Consider the following 23,143-nt stretch of genomic DNA (forward strand, 5'->3'; position numbering starts at 1 on the left):
TTTTTCATCTTAAAAAACAAACTAAGTTTTATAAGATCTCTGTTAATCTGTATAAATCTGCGGCAAAAAGAATTTAAGTAACCTTTATTTTAAGGTACTACTTTATAAGTTGGGTCTTCCAAAATATTTACCTCAATAATTCCCTCGGCATTTTCAAGCAATACGCGGCAATCATCACTTAGATGTCGTAAATGCACTTTTTTGCCGATTTTAGCATAACGGGCTGTAATTTTATGAACGGCATCAATAGCACTCATATCGGCAATTTTACTTTCTTTAAAATCAATAATTACTTCGTTTGGATCATTCAAAACATCAAATTTTTCGGCAAATGCTGTCGTAGAAGCAAAAAATAACGGGCCGTAAATTTCATAATGCTTCACTCCTTTTTCGTCTGTATATTTTCTGGCTCTGATACGTTTGGCACTTTCCCAGGCGAAAACTAAGGCCGAAATAATCACGCCAATTAAAACAGCCAAAGCCAGATTGTGCATAAAAATAGTAATCAAAGCTACCAAAACTCCCACAAAAATATCCTGTTTAGGCATTTTGTTAATAATTCGGAAACTAATCCATTCAAAAGTACCAATGGCTACCATAAACATCACGCCCACTAAAGCTGCCATTGGCAATTTTTCAATCACCGGAGCGCCAAATAACACAATACAAAGGATTGTTAAAGCAGCTACAATTCCGGACAAACGCGCTCTGGAACCGGCTGACAAATTCACTAAAGTTTGTGCAATCATGGGGCAACCTCCCATTCCAAAGAAAAATCCGTTCAAGATATTAGCACTTCCCTGAGCCACACATTCGCGGTTTCCATTTCCTTTTGTCCCGGTAATTTCATCTACCAAATTCAAAGTCAGTAAACCTTCGGTCAATCCTACGCAAGCCATAATCAGACCATAAGGAAAAATCAATTGTAAAGTTTCTAAATCTAAAGGAATATTCGGAATATGAAAAGACGGAAATCCGCCACTAACTGAAGCAATATCGGCTACAGTTTTGGTTTGGATGCCAAAACCAAAAACCAACGCAAAAACCACCATAATCGCCACTAAAGAAGCCGGAACTGCCTTGGAAACTTTTGGAAAACCAATAACAATTGCAATAGTCAAAAGTACCAATCCAATCATAATATACAACGGACTTCCGGAAAGCCACAAACTTTCGCCATTGACAATAGTTTTAAATTGTTCTAATTGCGACATAAAAATAATTACTGCCAATCCGTTCACAAAACCATACATTACCGGTTGCGGCACGAGGCGAATAAATTTTCCTAAACGAAAAACACCTATCAAAATCTGAATAATTCCTGCCATAGCAACAGCCGCAAAAACATAATCCAATCCGTGCGACTTCATCACAGCAATCAGTACAATTACTGTAGCTCCTGCTCCACCCGACACTAATCCGGGACGTCCGCCAAAAATTGCCGTAACCAATCCCATAATAAAAGCCGCATACAAACCTACTAAAGGTGGAAAACCAGCCAAAATAGCAAAAGAAAGCGACTCCGGAATCATCGTCATGGCAACTGTAAGACCGGCTAAAATTTCGGTTTTATAATTTACTTTTTGCGAAAAATCAAACAGATTAAAATATTGTTTCATGTTTTATTTTTGAATTTGTAATAGGGTTTTCTTTTTTTTCAAGGAAGTGCAAAGGTACTTTTTTCAAACGCTTATTCCAATAAAATAGGCAATTGCTGATTTTTATAATCCATTTCGAATAAAAAATTTTAATCATAATTTCCTATTTTTATAAAAAAACCACGGTAAAATGGAAACTAACATTTTCTTCAAAGATACTTTCGAATACAATTGGCATTGCAATCAGGAACTCCTTGAACTATTCGAAAAAGAGCAACAAAACATTCCTGAAAAATCCATTCAATTACTAAATCACTTGATAAATGCACATCAAATTTGGATTAGCCGAATTTTGGAACAAAAAGCATCTGTAGGCGTTTGGGAAATTCAATCTTTGGAAGAATTAAAAAACCACAATACAGCCAATTTCAACCAAAGCATGGCAATTTTAAAAACTATGGATTTGGGAATGAAAATAAACTACAGCAATTCTAAGGGAATTTCCTTTTCTAATTCCGCTCAGGATATCCTCTTTCATGTGATTAATCACTCGACCTATCATCGTGCCCAAATAACCAGTGATTTAAAAACAAATAACATCGATCCACTCAATTCGGATTATATTTTTTACAAAAGAGAATAAATTCGAAAAAATACAGGATAGTCAAGCTAAATCATTTTTCTATTTTGCAAACCGTTTTTACAAATCCAAATTAACAACCCATAATGAATTATAAAAAACTATTCCTTTTCTTAAACATCCTAAGTATCTCTTTTGTTCAGGCTCAGGAAGTTCGAAAATCCATTTTACTAAACAAAAACTGGTCATTTTCCAAAGGTGATTTTAAAGAAGCCAGCCAGATTGGCTTTAACGATACAAAATGGCAAAAGGTTACTATCCCGCACGATTGGGCAATTTACGGTCCTTTTGACGAAAATAACGATGTACAAAAAGTAGCCATTACCCAAAATTTGGAAAAAGAAGCCAAACGTCAAACCGGAAGAACCGGAGGATTACCTTATATGGGTGTGGGTTGGTACAGAACCTCATTTAATGTTCCTGATTTCAAAAAAGGACAACGTATTAGTCTGGTTTTTGACGGAGCGATGAGTGAAGCCCATGTTTCTGTGAATGGCAAAGAAGCTATTTTTTGGCCTTATGGATACAACTCCTTTCATGTAGATGTAAGCGATTTTCTAACAGAAAACGGACAAAATAATTTGCTTGCTGTTCGTTTAGAGAACAAAGAACAATCTTCCCGCTGGTATCCCGGAGCAGGATTGTACCGCAATGTACATTTGGTAATCACAAATCCCGTTCACGTACCGGTTTGGGGAACGTATTTAACAACTCCGTATGTAGCCAAAGATTATGCTTCTGTACGTTTAGAAACAAAATTGGAAAATGTCCCTAACAAAACTGAAATAAGAATTGAAACTACCATCCTGGATCAATCCGGAAAAACGGTTGCAACCAAAAACGACAAAAGAAAACTCAATCATGGCGAGCCTTTTGTTCAAAATTTCATAGTAAACCAACCGCATCTTTGGTTTCCTGAAAACCCAACACTGTATCAGGCGGTTTCCAAAATCTATTCGAAAGACCAATTGGTAGATACCTACACCACCCGATTTGGAATTCGTGATATTAAATTCATTGCCGAAAAAGGTTTTTTCCTCAACGGAAAACTTCGAAAATTTCAGGGCGTGTGTAACCACCACGATTTAGGACCATTAGGAGCTGCGGTAAATGTAGCCGCTCTACGCCGTCAATTAACTCTTTTGAAAGATATGGGTTGCGATGCCATTCGAACTTCCCACAACATGCCGGCTCCGGAACTGGTAGCTCTTTGTGACGAAATGGGTTTTATGATGATGCTGGAACCTTTTGACGAATGGGACAAAGCCAAATGTAAAAATGGCTATCACCGCTTTTTTGACGAATGGGCAGAGAAAGATATGATTAACATGTTGCATCAGTACCGCAATAATGCCTCGGTAATTTTATGGAGCATTGGAAATGAAGTACCTACCCAATGTAGTGCCGACGGTTACAAAGTGGCTAAGTTTTTACAGGACATTTGTCACCGCGAAGACCCAACAAGATTGGTAACCTGCGGTATGGATCAGGTGAGCTGCGTACTGGAAAACGGATTTGCCAATATGATTGATATTCCGGGCTTTAACTATCGTGTGAATCGTTATGAAGAAGGTTATGCCAAATTATCCCAAAACATGCTTTTAGGTTCCGAAACGACTTCAACAGTTAGTTCGCGTGGGATTTATAAATTTCCGGTTGAAAAAAAACTGGATGCCAAATATGACGACCATCAATCCTCTTCTTATGATTTTGAAGCCTGTTCCTGGTCTAATCTGCCGGATTTAGATTTTGCCATGTCCGATGATAAAGAATGGACTTTAGGGCAGTTTGTCTGGACCGGATTTGACTATTTAGGCGAACCAAGTCCTTACAGCATCAATTCCTGGCCTAATCACAGTTCTATGTTTGGTATTATCGATTTGGCAAGCATTCCTAAAGACCGTTACTATTTGTACCGCAGTGTTTGGAATAAAAATGCCGAAACCCTGCATATTTTACCGCATTGGAACTGGGAAGGCAAGGAAGGTCAAATTGTTCCCGTTTTTGCTTATACTAATTATCCAACTGCCGAATTGTTTGTAAATGGAAAAAGTTACGGCAAACAAACTAAAAACAATGCCACTCCCGAAAACCGTTACCGCCTGATGTGGATGGATGTCAAATACGAGCCGGGCGAAATAAAAGTAGTTGCTTATGATGCCAATGGTACTAAAAAGACCGAAAAAATCATTCGTACTGCCGGAAAAGCGCATCATATCGAATTGGTTGCAGACAGAACTGAAATGCAGGCCGACGGCAAGGATTTAGTTTACATCACTGTACGAATCGTGGACAAAGACGGCAATTTATGTTCGAATGACCAAAGTTTAGTCAATTTCAGTACCAGTGGCGCCGGAAATTATAAGGCTTCCGCCAATGGAGATCCTACTTGTTTAGATTTGTTTCATTTGCCAAAAATGCACTTGTTCAACGGACAGTTAACCGCCATTGTGCAAGCTTCTGAAAAAGCCGGAAAACTGACTTTTGAAGCTAAAGCTAAAGAGGTTAAATCTGGAAAAATTGTACTGGAAGTGAAATAGGTTTTCGAAATAACTTCTAAAAATTAATTTATAAATCCAAAATACTCTTATGAAAATCAAAATAATCATTGCTTGTTTTGTATTATTAACTTCTCTATTTTCCTGTAAAACTATTTTCAGTGAAGACTTCAACAACAATGATAATAATTGGGAACTGTATAAAGATAATAAAGAGTTTTTGGTCAATATCGCAGAAGGTAAATTACACATTGAGAAATTTTCTCTAAACCGTATTAACAATGGATGTCTTTGGTATAAAAAAGAAATAAAGAATTTTGATACCTCTAAGGATTTTTCAATACAATTTATGGCAAAAATTATTAAATTTGAAGATGTTGTTAATCATATCGATTTTCAATGGGGTGATTTAAATGGTAATCAAAAGAGACTTTATCAAATTGAATTTGGAACCTCTGGCTTGATCCGTCTCAATTATTTTGATAAAGGTTGGTCTTATTTGTTTGAAAAAAATTTACCTATAAAATATACTTCCTCTAATCAATTTTCTGTTCAACTAAAAAACAAAGACAAAACAGTTTATTATCCCGTAAATGCCAATGCATTTAACAAATATGAAATTATCCAAAAAGGTAATTACTGCACAATTAAAATTAACGACATTAAAGTATTATCCAAAAAAATCAAAATAATAACAGGTAATTCTATTGGAATTCAGCAATGTCTTAGATCTTCTTGGGAAATAGATAAAATTGTAATCAAACAACAAAACAACGAACAATAATAAATATTTACCGAATATCAATAAATATTTAGTACTTTTGGACTATTGTTTCACTTTTATCCTATCCTTTATGAAACGCATTTCAATAGTATTCCTCCAGACAGTTGTGCTGCTTATTAGCTTAATTGCACTAATCATTTTAATTCGCTTTCCGCTGACCGAAGGAAGAGCCCAAGACTTAGATCTATTCCACATTTATGCCGACCCGCTTATCCTTTACGCTTATACTTCGTCCATAGCATTTTTTATGGCTTTGTACAAAGCCTTTCAAATTTTAGGCTTTATACGAAAAAATGAATTGTTTACCACAAATACCGTGAAAGCTTTAAAAAGCATCAAATTTTGCGCCATAATCTTATGTGTTTTGATAGCTGGAGCCGGAATTTATATCAGGATTTTTCATCATCCCAACGATGATCCAGCAGGATTTCTGGCTATGTGTATGATTCTTATTTTTATTGGGATTGCCGTAGCGACAGCTGTGGCGGTACTTGAAAAAGTGCTGCAAAATGCCATCGATATGAAAAATGAAAATGACCTAACTATTTAAACTATGGCGATTATTGTAAACCTTGACGTGATGATGGCTAAGCGAAAAATGTCCCTGAATGAACTTTCAGAAAAAGTAGATTTGACCTTATCCAATCTTTCAATTCTTAAAACCGGAAAGGCGAAAGCCATTCGTTTCAGTACACTCGAGGCCATCTGTAAAGCCTTAGATTGTCAGCCCGGTGATATTTTAGAATATGTCAATAATGAGGAATAAAGAGTAAAAAAGGCAGAACAAATAAAGGTAAATTCACTTTAGATGTTCAATTTGCGTCTGTTCGAGTTGAAAACCAGTTTGCGACAGAAAATTGGTTTGAAGTATCGAGAACCATTCTACAAACAAAACTTCTCGTCCCGATAACTATCGGGACATTTTATTCCGCTATGCTCCATAAATACGAACTGACGGCATTACTAATTTTACCCGATGAATTATAAATTCATCCGGCAATAAACTAATCGTCCTGATTTGTTTTTTATTTGAATTCATTTGCTTTTATTTTCGAAAATTATTTATTTTTTTCGAAAAATCTGTTTTTCGTTTGTAATTGTAATTTTAAGTCTTAATTTTACAAGAATACAAAAACAATAACAAGTAGCGTAATAAAAGAAATGGAACGAATTTTTGCAGAATATTATATCGAAACACCTTATGAAGTGGAACAGGCTGCGGCGGTTTTGGCCGGCGAACAATCCTCAGGGACTTTTGTATCTGTTCCGGGAGAAACTGCCGAACTCAAACAGCGTTTTGCTGCCCGTGTAGAAAATATTGAAAAACTGGATTTGGTTGACGAACCTTCGATTCCCGGTAACGCTATTCCGGGTAAAAAATACCAAAGAGCCAAAGTTCAGGTAAGTTGGTCCATCGAAAATTTTGGCTACAATCTGCCGGTTTTAATTAGTACTTTACAGGGTAATTTATACGAAATCAGCCAGTTTACCGGATTGAAACTCATGGATTTTGAAGTTCCGGATTCCTTTAAAAATCATTTCCGCGGACCTCGATTTGGTATTCAGGGTTCCAAAGTTTCTTGTGGTGTAGGCGACAGACCGATGATTGGAACCATTATCAAACCTAGTGTTGGAATGAGTCCTGAAGAAACTGCTACTTTGGTTAAAACCTTAATCGATGCAGGAATCGATTTTATCAAAGATGATGAGTTAATGGGATCGACTGCCAACTCTCTTTTTGAAAACCGTGTAAACGTTATCATGAAAGTAATTAACGAACATGCTCACAAAACCGGCAAAAAAGTAATGTATGCTTTTAACATCAGTGACGAAATTGACGCGATGCAACGCAAATACGAACACATTCAAAAAAACGAAGGTACCTGTGCCATGATTAGCATCAACAGCGTTGGATTGAGCGGTACCAAAAAAATATGTGATCAAGGTGAATTGGTTATTCACGGTCATAGAAACGGTTGGGGAATGCTAAACCGTCATCCACTATTAGGAATTGAATTTCCGGCTTACCAAAAAATTTGGCGTTTGGCCGGTGTGGATCAAATGCACGTGAACGGAATTCAAAATAAATTTTGGGAATCGGATGATTCAGTGGTTAAATCTATTCAATCTTGTTTAAAACCTTTTGTTTGCGGAAACAATCCTTTACCGGTAGTTTCTTCGGGACAATGGGGCGGACAAGCACCAGAAACTTATCGAAGAACGCAAACCACCGACTTATTATACATGGCCGGAGGTGGAATTTTAGCCCATCCCATGGGAGCCACAGCGGGCGTAAATGCCTTACAACAAGCCTGGAAAGCAGCCGTTGACGGATTATCTGTTGAAGAAGCCGCTTTGCAGTATCCTGAATTTGCAGCATCAGTAAAAAAATTCGCAAAATAATGAACAAAGCACATCCCCTATTATTAGCATACTATGGAGATGATTTTACAGGCTCCACCGATGCCTTAGAATTTCTGACTTTGGCCGGAATAAAAACCGTTCTTTTTCTGCGTCCGCCGTTGCATAAAGATGTTGCGCTTTTTCCGGGAGTTCAGGCTATTGGTCTGGCGGGAAAAAGCCGTTCGATGTCGCCAACGGAAATGGAAGAAGAGTTATTCCCTGCTTTTGAAACGCTGAGAGATTTCAATGCCGAGCAGGTACATTATAAAGTATGCTCGACATTCGATTCGGCACCACATGTGGGAAACATTGGAAAAGCTATCGAAATTGGCAGCGAAGTTTTTAACCAAAAAACAACATTCATTTCCCCGGCAGCACCTCATTTGGGACGTTATTGCGCTTTTGGAAATTTATTTGCCAAAATGGGTACGAGCGGAAACGGCGAAATCCACCGCATTGACCGACATCCGTCCATGAGCAAGCATCCGGTGACTCCGGCTCATGAAGCCGATTTGAGATTGCATTTGGCGCAGCAAACAACAAAAAATATTGATTTAATCAATATTACGACTATCGAAAAGGGTTCAGACGCTGTTTTAGATGAAATTCAAGCAAAAGAACAAGCCGAAATTCTGTTTTTGGACGGACTGAATCAGGAACATTTAAAAACCATCGGAACGGTTTTACACCAAAAAGGAAAAGAAAAAACACTTTTTACGGTGGGTTCTTCCGGAATCGAAATGGCTTTAGGTCTGGCTTGGAATGAAGACAAAATCATTCAAAACAGCTTCGAATTCAAACATCCCGGCGAAGCAAGTCCGCTATTAGTAGTATCAGGAAGCTGCTCGCCAGTTACAGCAGGCCAAATTGAATTTGCAACGGCAAATGGTTTTGAAAGCGTAGCATTAGCCTCTAAAGTCATGCATCACGACCATCAGGAACAAAGCATTGCCGAAGTAGCCGAAAAAATCACCAAACTGTTAAAAGCGGGAAAAAATATCGTTTTACATACCAGTATTGGTCCAAATGACCCCAGAATTGCCGAAACGGAATCTTATTTAAAACATAGCGGTTTAACAGCAAAAGAAGTCCAAAAACAAAGCAGTAAAATTTACGGACGTGTTTTAGGACAAATCATTAAAAACGTTTTAGAATCTGTTTCTATCCAGCGTATTCTTTTTGCCGGAGGCGATACTTCCAGTTATGCCGCTTCTGAATTAGGCATTTTTGCTTTGGAAATGATTGCACCACTGGCACCCGGTGCTCCGCTTTGCAAAGCCATTTCTGAAGATGAAAAAGTAAACGGTTTAGAACTTAACTTTAAAGGAGGTCAGGTGGGCCCTGCGGATTACTTCATCAAAGTCCAAAAAGGAGAAAAATTATAATACATAAAAAAACATACATGAAAGCAAAAACATTAGGATTCGTACATACTTCAGCGACATTAGTTCCCTTATTTCAACAATTAACAACAGAACACTTAAGTGGTGTAGAAACCTTTAATATTGTAGATGACAGTCTGATTAAAGATGTGATTAAAAAAGGAAAATTAATGCCTAACACGGCAGCCCGAGTGGTCAACCATGTAAAAGCTGCCGAAGAAGCCGGTGCCGACGTGATTTTGGTAACCTGTTCTTCTATTGGTGTTGCAATCGAAACAGCTGCAACTTTAAGCTCGGTTCCGGTGATACGTGTAGATCAGGCTATGGCAGACGAAGCCGTTCAAATTAGCAACAAAATTGGCGTAATTGCAACCTTGCCTACCACTTTAGAACCAACTTCTGATTTGGTACGAAGAAGAGCCTTAGCAGCGGGAAAAGATGTTACTATTACTTCCAAACTTTGCGAGGGTGCTTTTGAAGCCTTAATGAGTGGCGATGCCGCTAAACATGACGAAATGGTTGCTAATGCCTTAAAAGAATTAATGAAGGAAGTTGGCGTAATTGTTTTGGCTCAGGCTTCCATGGCTCGCGTTGTGGACGGATTAAGCGACACAGAAAAAGTAGTTCCAATCTTAGCCAGTCCGGCGATTGCCATGAAAAAATTAGCCGAAATCTATTTCTAATAAAAATCTTATGCGTAAATTCTTTTTTTGGATTAGTCCTCTCCTATTTATTCTGGCAGCAATTGGTTGGTTTTCACAAATTGACAACCTCTGGAAAATTAGTCTAATCACTGCTTTTTCCAGTTTAGCCATCGGAATTGGACACAGCAAATTGTTGAGTGGTTACCAGTACACCTGTTGGATTATTACCGCAGTTTGTGCCGGTTTGATTTACCCGCAAACATTTCTGCATATCGGAGAAGTTGATTTACGCAACAAATGGCTCATTTTAATCATCATCCAACTAGTGATGTTTGGGATGGGAACCCAAATGAGCATTGAAGATTTTACCGGTATCCGCAAATCCGGAAAAGGTGTTTTAATTGGTTTATTGGGACATTTTACCATCATGCCTATCACTGGTTTCATTTTGGCAAAAACCTTTGATTTTGAACCTGAAATTGCCGCCGGAATTATCTTAATTGGATCTTGCAGTAGCGGATTAGCTTCGAATGTTATGACTTATATTGCCAAAGGAAATTTAGTTTTATCAGTAACAGTGACCGCTATTTCAACCTTGGCAGCGCCAATTATGACGCCATTTTTGATGAAAATTTTCGCCGGAACTATGGTCGAGGTGCATTTTTTCAATATGATGATGGAAATTATCAAGATTGTTTTGATTCCGCTTTCGGCAGCGATGATTCATGATATTTTAAAAAATTATGGCGCAACTGCCCGAAAACGAATTGACATACTAACGCTAATTTCAATAATTTGGCTTGTAATATTATTTTTATTTGAATCGAAATTTTCATTCGAAAAAGAAAGTACAATGGCAATTTTAATCGAAATAAGCGCTTTCGTCGCAGGTGCATTTATCGTCGGAAAAGCATATCATTTGGCTTATAAAGCTTACCCGAAGATTGACAGTCTCATGCCTTATTTTTCCATGTTTGGAATTATCTATTTTACACTGGTGACTACCGCTGCCGGAAGAGATAATCTCATCCAAATTGGATTTATTCTTTTCTTAGTGGCAATTTTGCACAACAGTGCCGGATATTTCTTTGGTTACTACCTGAGTCGCATTTGCGGTTTAGACAAAAGCAGCAGCCGTACTATAGCTTTCGAAGTAGGCTTACAAAACGGCGGAATGGCATCCGGACTGGCCGGCGCGATGGGAAAGCTAGCCACCGTAGGTTTAGCTTCAGCCGTTTTTAGTCCCTGGATGAATGTTTCCGGTTCTTTGTTGGCTAATTTTTGGAGAAAAAAAGCTGAAAAGGAGAAAAAAGAATAACTATAAATCATTTTTAAATTTTAAAAAAATCATTTACTGTCAATCTTGATAGCAAATGATTTTTTTTTCTAAACAACACCGAATCAACCCTAAGAAATTAGAAATAAATTATTTACATTTAAAAAACCAAATTTTAAATTTATCAATAACCTCTTAAAACCAAAATTATGGATGTAACCAGAAGAAAATTTTTAACTTCTATAAGTATGCTTGCAGCTTATACAGCTTTCCCCCTCTGTTCTTTTGATTTTGACCCCTCTAAGAAACTCCGAATTGTCCTTGTAGGAACAGGAATCCGAGGTATTAGTTTTTGGGGCAAACGATTAGTTCAGGAATATTCGGATATTCTGGAATTTGTAGGATTGTCTGATATTAATCCCGGCAGATTAGAATATGCCAAAAAATTCATTGGGGTCAATTGTCCAACATTTGTAAATTTTGATGAGATGTTAGACAAAACCAAACCCGATTTAATCATTGTTACTACCAAAGATTCTACACACCATCAATTCATCATCAAAGGATTGAATTCCGGTTACGATGTTCTTACCGAAAAACCTTTGACTACCGATGAAAACAAATGTCAGGAAATTCTAAATGCAGAAAGAAAATCAGGCAAAAAACTAATTGTTGGCTTCAATTACAGATGGAGTCCCTACAGTACTAAAATTAAAGAACTTTTAGCCAATAATACGATTGGAAAAATAACATCGGTAGATTTTCATTGGTATCTAAACACTTATCATGGAGCCTCCTATTTCAGACGTTGGCATGGTATGAAAGCAGGTGGTGGATCACTTTGGGTACACAAAGCTACCCATCATTTTGATTTACTCAATTGGTGGCTAGATTCCGATCCGACTGAAGTTTTTGCCTTGGGCGATTTAGAGCATTATGGAAAAAATAATCCTTTCAGAGGTAAAAATTGCAGAAGTTGCGACCATAAAACAACTTGTGATTATTATTATGACATCACTAAAGACCAGCAATCGATGAATCTGTATGTTGCGAATGAACAATACGATGGTTACATCAGAGATAACTGCCTTTTTAGAGAAGAGATTGATATTTATGATAAAATGTCGGCTCAAATAAAATATGCCAACAATGCCATTGTCAACTATTCGCTAACCACCTATTCTCCTTTTGAAGGCTGGAGATTAGCTTTTAACGGTACCGAAGGACGCATTGAAGCTTCTTTGGATATTCCATATGATAAAAAAACAAAGGTGGATCAGGCTGAAATGCACGCCAAAGAAATGGAACAATCTGCCTTAGAAGATGCAAACCATGAAACAATTATAGTCCATAAACTTTGGAAAGATTTTGAAAAAGTAACTGTTCCAACAGAAAAAGGAGGACATGGCGGCGGCGATCAACGCCTGCATGACAAAATTTTCAAAACTCCAAATACTGCTGATCCGTTTGAAAGATCTGCCGGAAGCAGGGACGGTGCTATGTCAGTTTTAATTGGTATTGCTGCACGAAATAGTATTGAATCAGGAAATCCAATAAAAATTAATGATTTAACTGATATTACGCCAATGCCCAATAGAGGGAAATAAGTTTCTTAAAATGAAAGAAAAGCTACTGGTTTTATACTTTATTGTACTTATTTCCACACTATCTTACAGTCAAAAACGAGGAAGCTGGGGAGATCAGGGAAATGGCACTTATATCAATCCCATTATAAATGCTGATTATTCTGATCCGGATGTTATTAGAGTTGGAAACAAATACTATATGATTTGCTCTGAATTTCATTACATGGGAATGACTATTCAGGAATCAGACGATATGGTGAACTGGAAAATTGTTGGCCGGATTTATGATCATTTGAACTTTCCGGCTTATGATACTTTCAAACGATATGCCGGAGGAAGCTGGGCTCCGGCAATTCGTTTTCATGACAATAAATTTTGGATTTATTTTTGTACAATTAACGAAGGTTTGTTTATGACAAATGCCAGTAGTCCTGAAGGCCCATGGTCTCCGCTACTTCTTGTAAAAGAGGTAGAAAAATGGGAAGATCCCTGCCCTTTTTGGGATGATGATGGACAAGCTTTTCTGGGACATAGTGTACATGGAGCAGGACCGATTATTATTCATAAAATGAGTGTTGACGGAACAAAACTACTTGATGAAGGCAAAACAGTATATACAGGTCCGGTTGCCGAAGGAACTAAAATCTACAAGCGAAATAACTATTATTACATAAGCATCCCGGAAGGAGGAGTTTCTGAAGGCTGGCAAACTGTTTTACGATCTAAAAACATTTATGGCCCTTATGAAAAAAGAGTCGTTTTAGAAAAAGGAAGCACTCCCGTTAACGGCCCACACCAGGGCGCAATTGTCGACACACCAAATGGAGAATGGTGGTTTTATCATTTTCAGTCAGCGGGTGCTTTAGGTCGTGTATTACATTTACACCCCATGTTTTGGCATGACGATTGGCCAGTTATTGGAATCGACATTGACAGAAACGGAATTGGCGAACCCGTAACCGTATGGAAAAAACCTGATATAGCTGGTAATTTCCCCATCGTTGCTCCACAATCAGATGATGAATTCAATTTAGCTGAATTAGGACTTCAATGGCAATGGAATCATAACCCCATAAATGCAAACTGGTCTTTAACCGACAAAAAAGGATCGCTCGTTTTAAAAGCAAAAAAAGCAGCAAACCTTATGGAAGCCCATAATACTTTAACTCAAAAAGTAATGGGAAATACCGGAGAAGTTACAGTTCAAATGGATGTTCACCAAATGATTTCCGGTCAAAAAGCAGGATTAAGCAGTATGTCTAAAATTTATAATTCGGTTGGAGTTAAAAATGATAACGGAAAATTATACGTTTATTTTGAAGGCAAAGACAAAACGTCAGAAGAAATTTTAATTACTAAAAAGAGCATTTATTTTAAATTAAAATTAGACCTCGTTCATCAAAAAAATCATTTTTACTACAGTTTTGACAACAAAAACTTCAAAGCTATTGGTCCCGACTTTGATGCTGCTTTTGGATACTGGAAAGGCAGCCGAATAGCGTTATTTAGTTATAATGAATTGAATGATGGCGGAACTACAGCATTCAATTTCTTTCATTATAATTATGACGGTCCAAAATAATCCAGTCGAAATTTTAACTAAAAAACCATTTCAAATAAAACCATGAGAAAATATCTTATAGCACTACTCTCTTTTTTATCGATACACTATTTAAATGCTCAAATAAAACAAGCGGTTTACAATGTACGAGATTTTGGTGCCAAAGGAGATGGCGTAACCAATGATCAGGCGGCTATACAAAAAGCAATAGATGCCTGCAAAGAAAATGGAGGGACAGTTGTTTTAGAAAAAGGTATTTTCCTAACCGGACAATTGTTATTAGTAAATAATTTAACCTTAAAAATTAATTCAACAGCAACTATTTTAGGAATAAAATCAGACGATGAAAAGGATTATCCGCATCATCTTATTGACACCAAATACCCTAACAGAATGCTACAGGATTGTCAAAGAAGATTAATTTATGGTAACAATGTTAAAAATGTCACCATAACCGGAGGAGGAACCATTAACGGGCAGGGCGATTATGAACCATGGATGCATGTAAAAGAAATTGGTACCGAAAAAGACCGCCCTTCTATCCTTGCGTTTGTAGGCAGTAGTAATATTACCGTATCTAATATAACACTTATTAAGCCTGCCTGCTGGACTCAGGTTTACATTGAATCAGATAATATTACTATTCAAAAAATCAAAGTAAACACAGGTCAACTAACACCTAATCGTGATGGGATAGACATTGTGGATTGCCATAATGTACTTATTGAAGATAGTTTTATCCAATCGGAAGATGATGGAATTTGTTTTAAAAGCGGTAGCGAATACGGTTGTAAAGATATTGTTGTTAGACGCTGCCTATTAGACAAACTAAATGTCAAAGCCGGCAATTGCTTTAAATTAGGAACGGATGGTTTAGGAAGCTTTATGAATTTTGACGTTTCCGAATTGATACTACAAAATGCATATCAAAATTCTGCTTTCTGCATCGAATCTATGGATGGAGCTGTCATTGACAATTTAAATTTTCGTGATTGCCAAATTTCAAACTGCGGACAGGCTATCTTCATACTTTTAGCCGATAGAAAAAGAACCGTTCCTAACCGACAAACCCGTATTGGAACTATTTCAAATATCCAGTTTAAAAATATTGTTGGAACTAATTTCACTCAACAATATCCTTCGATTATTACCGGAATAAAAGGACATAATATCCAGAATGTAACTTTGGAAAATCTAAATTTCGAATTAAAAGGAGGAATTCAAACAACCAATCAAACCGTTATGGAATATGACGGTAAATACCCTGAAGGAAGTTATTTTGGAAACACAAATGCTTTTGGATTTTTTATCAGACATACAGACACTGTTACTTTCAAAAATTGTAAAATAACATCAATATCACCGGACAAAAGGCCTTGGCTCATCAAAGATGATACTAAAAATGTTTATCAACTAAATTAGCTTTATAATTAGATTTTAAAAAAAATATTTAAGTACTTTGAAGCACTTATAAACAAAAAAACATGGAAGTAACTAAAAGCACCGAAGGATTTGAAGCTATCAATCCCAATGGCTCATTAATGCGAAAAGTGATTCACTTAGACCATTTGATGATGACTATTTTTGAATTTCACAACGGCCCAATGGAAACTCCTGATCCGCCGCACAAACACATTCATGAGCAAATTACTTATGTGGCTTCGGGTTCGTTGAAATTATTTATTGAGGATCGAGAATATCTTTTAAACGAAGGTGATGTTTATAAAATAGAATCTAATTTGAATCATAGCATTCAAACCCTTTCCGAATATGTAAAACTGGTAGATAGTTTCACTCCTTTGCGTGAGGAATTTTTATAAACCCAATGTTTTATCAAGAATTAACCTTATGAATACTATTTATCGTTTACTGCTTGTTACGTCATTTTTTATTTCACAAAACAATAACGCTCAAAAGCGCATTGCTCTTTTTAACCAAAAAGATTTAAAAGGCTGGTATGCTTTTGGAGAAGAAAAAGGTAAAGCAAACAATGCTTCTGAACTTTTTTCGGTAGAAAATAATATGATCCGAATGTATGGACCAAAGGCGGGCTACTTAATGTCGGAACAATCTTTTCGCAATTTTGAACTGACAGTAGAATTCCGTTGGAATACCGATAGTCAATTTGCTAAAAAAAGTAATTCCAAAAACAGTGGTGTGATGTACCTTGTTCCGTCTGAAACTCCGGATTTTTTATGGCCAAAAGGCATTCAATTTCAAATTAAAGAAGGTGCCTCCGGAGATTTTGTTTTGCTTCAGGAAGTGACCTTAAACATTAACGGAACAAAAACGGAAGCCGGAAAAAGTGTGGTTTCAAAACGTTTTGCCGATGCAGAAAAACCAATTGGCGAATGGAACAAACTACAGGTAATTTCTAAAAACGGCGTTATCACCCAAAAATTAAACGGAAAATTAGTTAACAAAGGAATCGAATCAAGTGTTACTGAAGGAAGAATTTTGTTGCAGTATGAAGGCTACCCGATTGATTTTAGAAAAGTGTGCATTAAAAAAATCAAATAAATTTGCTTTTTCAAGCACCCGTAAATTTCACAAATTAACACAAACAGATTGATGTTAATTTGCGAAATTTGCGGTTTATTTTTCTTAATATTTTATGTGGTTCCAATTTAAAGCTTATTTAAAATTCCTTTGGCATTCTAAGAACGAGCATGCGGTGCACTCCCCTTTTGTATTCAGTTTGATTACCAAATGTTTTTATGACAAAAAATCAAAACCCGATTACGCCATTTTACAGCAATACCGCAACGCACTTTTAGAAAATAAAAATTCGATTGAAGTCACCGACTTTGGTGTTGGTTCCAAAGTTTTTAAATCCAACAAAAGAAAAATTGCCCAAATAGCCAAAACAGCTGGAATTTCAGCTAAAAGAGCCCAATTATTATTTAGAATTTCGAATTATTTTCAACCGGAAAACATTTTAGAGCTAGGCACTTCTCTGGGATTAGCTACTTCAGCTCTGGCTCTTGGAAATAAAAATGCTCAAATTATAACTCTGGAAGGCTGCCCAAATACGGCAAATCAATGTCAATTGCAATTACAAAAATTCAGAATTAATAATGTAGCATGCGTTATAACTGAATTTTCAGGATACCTGACATCTCACAACCCACAACTCACAACTCACAATCTAATCTACTTCGACGGCAATCATTCCAAAGAAGCCACTTTAGCCTATTTCGACTTATTATTACCCACAATCACAAACGATTCGGTTTGGATTTTTGACGACATTCACTGGTCAGCCGAAATGGAAGAAGCTTGGGAAGCCATCAAAAAACACCCAAAAGTGAGTGTAACTATCGACACTTTTCAATGGGGACTGGTTTTCTTCCGACGCGAACAACCCAAAGAACATTTTATTATCCGCGTGTAATTTTCAAGTTTTTTTGTATTATTTATCATAAGATTTTCACAATATTACCCAGATATTAGTAAATGATTTTTTAGCTTTGATTTTTCGAAAATAAATTCTAAATCGGACTTTAAATGATGAGCAAACCATTAATCAAAATATCCAATATCAAACGTAATTTTGAATTAGGAGACGAAACTGTTTATGTTTTAAAAGGAATCAATTTAGAAATTCACAAAGGCGAATATGTGGCGCTTATGGGACCTTCGGGTTCCGGAAAATCAACACTGATGAATCTTTTAGGCTGTTTGGACACGCCAACTTCCGGAACTTATATTTTAAACGGAAAAGATGTCAGCCAAATGAAAGATGATGAACTGGCTGAAATTCGTAACAAAGAAATTGGCTTTGTATTCCAAACTTTCAATTTATTGCCCAGAACTACCGCTCTGGACAATGTAGCCTTACCCATGATTTATGCGGGTTATCCAAAACCGGAACGCAATAAAAGAGCTATCGAAGTTTTAAAACAGGTCAATCTTTCCGACCGAATGGATCATCAACCCAACCAACTTTCTGGAGGACAACGCCAGCGTGTGGCTGTAGCCAGAGCCTTAGTCAATAAACCTTCCATTATTCTGGCTGACGAACCTACAGGAAATTTGGACAGCAAAACTTCAATAGAAATCATGAATCTTTTTAATGATATTCATGCTAATGGAAATACTGTTATTTTAGTAACTCACGAAGAAGAAATTGCCGCTTATGCGCATCGCGTAATTCGTTTACGAGACGGAATGATTGAAAGCGACACGAGCAAAGTTTAACCGTTTATTTGTTAATGTGTTTAACCGAATCAACACTTAACGGATAAACGATTAAACAGTTAAACGATTAAACAACCAAGAATGAAAATATACACTAAAACAGGAGACAAAGGAACCACAGCTCTTTTTGGCGGAACCCGAGTCCCTAAAGACCATATCCGTATTGAAAGTTACGGAACGGTTGACGAACTCAATTCTTACATCGGATTGATTCGCGATCAGGAAATAGACACACATTACAAAAACATTTTGATAGAAATTCAGGATCGCCTTTTTACGGTTGGAGCTATTTTGGCAACTCCGGAAGATAAAACCGTTTTAAAAAACGGCAAATCCAGATTGCAAAATTTAGGCATTATCGAAAGTGATATTCAATTATTAGAAAAAGAAATTGACACCATGGAAACCCAATTACCACAAATGACACATTTTGTGCTACCGGGCGGACATCCTACAGTGTCACATTGTCATATTGCCAGATGTATTTGCCGTCGTGCCGAACGATTAACCGTTCATTTAAGCCATAATGAAAGTATTCCGGAGATTACCATCAGCTACTTAAACCGACTTTCTGACTACCTTTTTGTCTTGGCACGAAAGTTGACCCTCGATTTAAACGCCGAGGAAATTAAATGGATTCCCCGAAAGTGATTAGTCCCTATTATTCGGGATCAGAAAGCAGTAAACAGTAAAAATCTGAACACTAAAAGCTGAATACTGAACACTAAAAACAACGTTCTTAACTTTAACATAAAATAAATGATTTTTTACTTGCCTTTTTCAGTAAAAAATTTATTTTTGCACAAAACTAAATCGACAAAAGATGTATTGGACATTAGAATTAGCTTCCTATCTTAGTGATGCACCATGGCCTGCTAACAAAGACGAACTTATAGATTATGCTATACGTGCTGGAGCCCCATTAGAGGTAGTAGAAAACCTGCAATCTATTGAAGATGAAGGCGAGATATACGAGTCAATGGAAGAAATTTGGCCGGATTATCCTACTGACGAAGATTACCTTTGGAATGAGGATGAATATTAAAAACTAAGAAAAAGTCTCAAAAGAGACTTTTTTTTTGTTCATTTAAAGAGAAAAAATTAATTAGAAATACAAACATTATGAGTTTCATAAACAGCATTATTAAAATTTTTGTAGGAGACAAATCCGAGAAAGATGTAAAGTCTTTACAGCCCTACTTAAATAAAATTAAAACTTTTGAAAGCAACTTAAGCAGTTTATCCAATGATGAATTAAGAGCACGCACTATATTTTTCAAAGAAAAAATTACAGAAGCCCGTGCCGCAATTGATGCTAAAATTGCAACTCTTCAATCAGAAGTAGAAGGCATTGAAAATATTGACAAAAGAGAAGATATTTATACAGAAATTGATAATCTGGAGAAAGAAGCTTATACTGTTTCTGAAAAAACTTTAATGGATATTCTTCCGGAAGCTTTTGCTGTGGTAAAAGAAACGGCACGTCGTTTTAAAGAAAACGAACAAATTACTGTTACTGCTACTGCCAGAGACCGCGAACTTTCAGCTACTAAAAGTTATGTTTCTATTGAAGGAGACAAAGCCATTTGGTTAAACAAATGGAATGCTGCCGGAAAAGACATTACCTGGGACATGATTCACTACGACGTTCAGTTGATTGGTGGTATGGTTTTACACCAGGGTAAAGTTGCCGAAATGCAAACAGGGGAAGGAAAAACTTTAGTAGCAACTCTTCCGCTTTACTTAAATGCTTTAACCGGAAACGGAGTTCACTTAGTAACCGTGAACGACTATTTGGCAAAACGTGACAGCACTTGGAAGGCACCTTTATTCGAATTCCACGGTATGACAGTTGATTGTATCGATAACCACCAACCGAATTCAGAAGGAAGAAAAAAAGCCTACGATGCTGATATTACTTATGGAACCAATAACGAATTTGGTTTTGACTACCTAAGAGACAATATGGCGCATTCGCCATCTGATTTAGTACAAAGAAAACACAACTTTGCCATTGTCGATGAGGTGGATTCGGTATTAATTGATGATGCCAGAACGCCATTGATTATTTCGGGACCGGTTCCTCAGGGAGACCGTCACGAATTCATCGAATTAAAACCAAAAATCGAAACTTTGGTTGGTTTACAACGTCAATTGGCAACCGGATTCTTAACGGAAGCCAAAAAATTAATCAAAGAAGGAAACACCAAAGACGGTGGTTTCATGTTGTTGAGAGCATACAGAAGTTTGCCTAAAAACAAAGCTTTGATTAAGTTTTTAAGTGAAGAGGGAATCAAACAATTACTTCAAAAAACAGAAAACCAATACATGCAGGACAACAACCGCGAAATGCCAAAAGTGGATGAAGCCTTGTATTTTGTAATTGAAGAAAAAAACAATCAGGTAGAATTAACCGATAACGGAATCAAATTCCTTTCGGGAGATACTGATGCTGATTTCTTCGTTTTACCGGACATTGGAACTGAAATTGCCAACATCGAAAAACAAAAATTAGAAAAAGATGCTGAGGCGGAAGCCAAAGAAAGATTATTCCAGGATTTCAGCGTAAAAAGCGAGCGTATCCATACCTTAACGCAACTTTTGAAAGCCTATACCCTTTTCGAAAAAGATGTAGAATATGTAATCATGGATAACAAAATCCTGATTGTTGACGAACAAACCGGTCGTATTATGGACGGTCGTCGTTATTCTGACGGATTACACCAAGCCATTGAAGCCAAAGAAAACGTAAAAATCGAAGCGGCAACGCAAACTTTTGCAACAGTAACTTTGCAAAACTACTTCAGAATGTACAGCAAACTGGGTGGTATGACTGGTACTGCAGTAACTGAGGCTGGTGAGCTTTGGGAAATTTACAAATTAGACGTAGTGGAAATCCCAACCAACCGTCCGATTGCAAGACATGACAAAGAAGATTTTATCTATAAAACTACCCGTGAAAAATTCAATGCCGTAATTGAAGACGTAACCGAATTATCTAAAGCAGGTCGTCCGGTATTGATTGGTACAACTTCTGTTGAGATTTCCGAATTATTAAGCCGTATGTTGAAAATGCGTGGTGTAACTCACAACGTATTGAATGCTAAGATGCACAAACAGGAGGCTCAAATCGTAGAAGAAGCCGGTAAAGCCGGAGTAGTTACTATCGCCACTAACATGGCGGGTCGTGGTACCGATATTAAATTATCTGCCGAAGTAAAAGCTGCAGGAGGTTTAGCTATCATTGGTACAGAACGTCACGATTCACGTCGTGTAGACCGTCAGTTGCGTGGTCGTGCCGGTCGTCAGGGAGATCCGGGAAGTTCTCAATTCTATGTTTCTTTGGAAGACAACTTAATGCGTTTATTTGGTTCTGAAAGAGTAGCCAAAGTAATGGATAGAATGGGGCTTGAAGAAGGAGAAGTAATCCAACATTCGATGATGACCAAATCTATCGAACGTGCTCAGAAAAAAGTAGAAGAAAACAACTTTGGGGTTCGTAAACGTTTATTAGAATATGATGACGTAATGAACGCGCAACGTGAAGTGGTTTACAAACGTCGTCGTCACGCCTTATTTGGAGAACGTTTGAAACTAGATATCGCTAACATGTTGTATGATACCTGCGAATTATTCGTTCAAAATACTAAAGCTACTAACGACTATAAAACATTCGAATTCGATTTAATTCGTTATTTCTCGATCACTTCACCAGTTACTGAAGCTGAATTTAGCCGATTAAACGAACTGGAAATCACCGGAAAAGTGTATAAAGAAGCTTTAAAATACTACAACGAAAAATGCGAGCGTAGTGCCAGAGAAGCTTTCCCGATTGTAAAAAACATTTTCGAAGATCCAAACAATCAGTTTGAGCGCATTGTAGTACCATTTACTGATGGTGTAAAAGCTTTAAGCGTGGTAACTGATTTGAAAAAAGCCTATGAAACCGAAGGAAAACAATTAATTGCCGATTTCGAGAAAAACATCACACTTACTATTGTGGATGAAGCTTGGAAAAAACACTTACGTAAAATGGACGAATTGAAACAATCAGTTCAGTTAGCCGTTCACGAGCAAAAAGATCCGTTGCTTATCTATAAATTTGAAGCTTTCAACTTATTCAACAATATGTTGAACGGTATCAACAAAGAAGTAATTTCGTTCTTATTCAAAGGCGATTTGCCACAACAACAGGCTCCAAATATTGAAGAAGCACCGGAAGAAAGCTTTCCTCAGGAAAAATTACAATTGACGAAAGACGAAATTCCTAATAGCGAAAGTATGAACCGCGAAGCCGGAGAGACGCAACAACGTCAGGTAACAGAAACCATCGTTAGAGAGATGCCAAAAATCAATCGCAACGATACCGTTACCGTACAACAAATTGCTACCGGAAAAACGGAATCCATGAAATACAAAAAAGCCGAAGCTTTATTAGCCACTGGCGAATGGGTTATTGTTAATGAGTAATCAGTTTGCAGACCGCATAAATTAAAAGAATCCTCGATGAAAGTCGAGGATTTTTTGTTTTAGGAGCAGCACTTTTTGTGTTTTCAATGAGCATCCCTCCC

At 37.0% G+C, this 23,143-nt stretch carries 20 protein-coding genes; 19 read left to right on the forward strand and 1 reads right to left on the reverse strand.

Annotation, left to right across the window (positions count from 1 at the left end; genetic code table 11):
- Positions 1–89: 89 nt before the first annotated feature.
- The gene (locus tag B6A10_RS07345; RefSeq protein WP_188220352.1) at positions 90–1,619 is read right to left on the reverse strand and encodes a SulP family inorganic anion transporter; all 1,530 of its coding nucleotides are present in this window, start codon (positions 1,617–1,619) and stop codon (positions 90–92) included.
- A gap of 169 nt (positions 1,620–1,788) precedes the next feature.
- Here B6A10_RS07345 and B6A10_RS07350 point away from each other — a divergent pair, with 169 nt between their 5' ends.
- The 19 genes from B6A10_RS07350 (at position 1,789) to secA (ending at position 23,042) form a co-directional block, all read left to right on the forward strand.
- Complete coding sequence (locus tag B6A10_RS07350; RefSeq protein ID WP_188220353.1) at positions 1,789–2,241, forward strand: DinB family protein; 453 nt, start codon at positions 1,789–1,791, stop codon at positions 2,239–2,241.
- A gap of 83 nt (positions 2,242–2,324) precedes the next feature.
- Entirely contained in the window at positions 2,325–4,778 is a 2,454-nt protein-coding gene (locus tag B6A10_RS07355; RefSeq protein WP_188220354.1) for a DUF4982 domain-containing protein, read from the forward strand.
- 49 nt (positions 4,779–4,827) lie between these two features.
- The gene (locus B6A10_RS07360) at positions 4,828–5,520 is read left to right on the forward strand and encodes a hypothetical protein (RefSeq protein ID WP_188220355.1); all 693 of its coding nucleotides are present in this window, start codon (positions 4,828–4,830) and stop codon (positions 5,518–5,520) included.
- A 70-nt stretch (positions 5,521–5,590) separates the two neighbouring features.
- A complete protein-coding gene (locus B6A10_RS07365; RefSeq protein WP_188220356.1) occupies positions 5,591–6,070 on the forward strand; it encodes a DUF2975 domain-containing protein in 480 nt (159 codons plus the stop codon).
- 3 nt (positions 6,071–6,073) lie between these two features.
- Positions 6,074–6,286 (forward strand): helix-turn-helix domain-containing protein, encoded by a 213-nt coding sequence (locus tag B6A10_RS07370; protein ID WP_188220357.1) that lies wholly within the window; start codon positions 6,074–6,076, stop codon positions 6,284–6,286.
- A 395-nt stretch (positions 6,287–6,681) separates the two neighbouring features.
- Positions 6,682–7,923, forward strand: a complete 1,242-nt coding sequence (locus B6A10_RS07375) for a ribulose-bisphosphate carboxylase large subunit family protein (RefSeq protein WP_188220358.1) — start codon at positions 6,682–6,684, stop codon at positions 7,921–7,923.
- Positions 7,923–9,308, forward strand: coding sequence for a four-carbon acid sugar kinase family protein (locus B6A10_RS07380; RefSeq protein WP_188220359.1), 1,386 nt, complete (start codon positions 7,923–7,925; stop codon positions 9,306–9,308). The genes B6A10_RS07375 and B6A10_RS07380 overlap by 1 nt, the downstream gene beginning before the upstream one ends.
- Positions 9,309–9,325: 17 nt before the next feature.
- On the forward strand, positions 9,326–9,988 hold the full coding sequence (locus B6A10_RS07385; RefSeq protein WP_055091044.1) for an aspartate/glutamate racemase family protein: 663 nt from the start codon (positions 9,326–9,328) through the stop codon (positions 9,986–9,988).
- Positions 9,989–9,998: 10 nt separating this feature from the next.
- Positions 9,999–11,267 carry a bile acid:sodium symporter family protein gene (locus B6A10_RS07390; protein WP_188220360.1) on the forward strand — a complete coding sequence of 423 codons (1,269 nt, stop codon included), beginning with the start codon at positions 9,999–10,001 and terminating at the stop codon, positions 11,265–11,267.
- Positions 11,268–11,434: 167 nt separating this feature from the next.
- Positions 11,435–12,832, forward strand: coding sequence for a Gfo/Idh/MocA family oxidoreductase (locus B6A10_RS07395; protein WP_188220361.1), 1,398 nt, complete (start codon positions 11,435–11,437; stop codon positions 12,830–12,832).
- Between the two features lie 10 nt (positions 12,833–12,842).
- On the forward strand, positions 12,843–14,393 hold the full coding sequence (locus B6A10_RS07400) for a glycoside hydrolase family 43 protein (protein WP_188220362.1): 1,551 nt from the start codon (positions 12,843–12,845) through the stop codon (positions 14,391–14,393).
- A 42-nt stretch (positions 14,394–14,435) separates the two neighbouring features.
- The gene (locus tag B6A10_RS07405; RefSeq protein WP_188220363.1) at positions 14,436–15,794 is read left to right on the forward strand and encodes a glycoside hydrolase family 28 protein; all 1,359 of its coding nucleotides are present in this window, start codon (positions 14,436–14,438) and stop codon (positions 15,792–15,794) included.
- A gap of 62 nt (positions 15,795–15,856) precedes the next feature.
- The gene (locus tag B6A10_RS07410) at positions 15,857–16,192 is read left to right on the forward strand and encodes a cupin domain-containing protein (protein ID WP_055091050.1); all 336 of its coding nucleotides are present in this window, start codon (positions 15,857–15,859) and stop codon (positions 16,190–16,192) included.
- Between the two features lie 28 nt (positions 16,193–16,220).
- Positions 16,221–16,892 carry a 3-keto-disaccharide hydrolase gene (locus B6A10_RS07415; protein WP_188220364.1) on the forward strand — a complete coding sequence of 224 codons (672 nt, stop codon included), beginning with the start codon at positions 16,221–16,223 and terminating at the stop codon, positions 16,890–16,892.
- A 94-nt stretch (positions 16,893–16,986) separates the two neighbouring features.
- Positions 16,987–17,766 (forward strand): O-methyltransferase, encoded by a 780-nt coding sequence (locus B6A10_RS07420; protein ID WP_055091052.1) that lies wholly within the window; start codon positions 16,987–16,989, stop codon positions 17,764–17,766.
- Positions 17,767–17,882: 116 nt separating this feature from the next.
- Positions 17,883–18,572 carry an ABC transporter ATP-binding protein gene (locus B6A10_RS07425; protein WP_055091221.1) on the forward strand — a complete coding sequence of 230 codons (690 nt, stop codon included), beginning with the start codon at positions 17,883–17,885 and terminating at the stop codon, positions 18,570–18,572.
- An 81-nt stretch (positions 18,573–18,653) separates the two neighbouring features.
- Entirely contained in the window at positions 18,654–19,223 is a 570-nt protein-coding gene (locus tag B6A10_RS07430) for a cob(I)yrinic acid a,c-diamide adenosyltransferase (protein ID WP_188220365.1), read from the forward strand.
- A 172-nt stretch (positions 19,224–19,395) separates the two neighbouring features.
- The gene (locus B6A10_RS07435) at positions 19,396–19,617 is read left to right on the forward strand and encodes a DUF2795 domain-containing protein (protein ID WP_007138072.1); all 222 of its coding nucleotides are present in this window, start codon (positions 19,396–19,398) and stop codon (positions 19,615–19,617) included.
- A gap of 77 nt (positions 19,618–19,694) precedes the next feature.
- Positions 19,695–23,042 (forward strand): preprotein translocase subunit SecA, encoded by a 3,348-nt coding sequence (gene secA / locus B6A10_RS07440; protein WP_188220366.1) that lies wholly within the window; start codon positions 19,695–19,697, stop codon positions 23,040–23,042.
- Positions 23,043–23,143: the final 101 nt, after the last annotated feature.

Source organism: Flavobacterium pokkalii, from assembly GCF_014596575.1.
Lineage (GTDB): Bacteria > Bacteroidota > Bacteroidia > Flavobacteriales > Flavobacteriaceae > Flavobacterium > Flavobacterium pokkalii.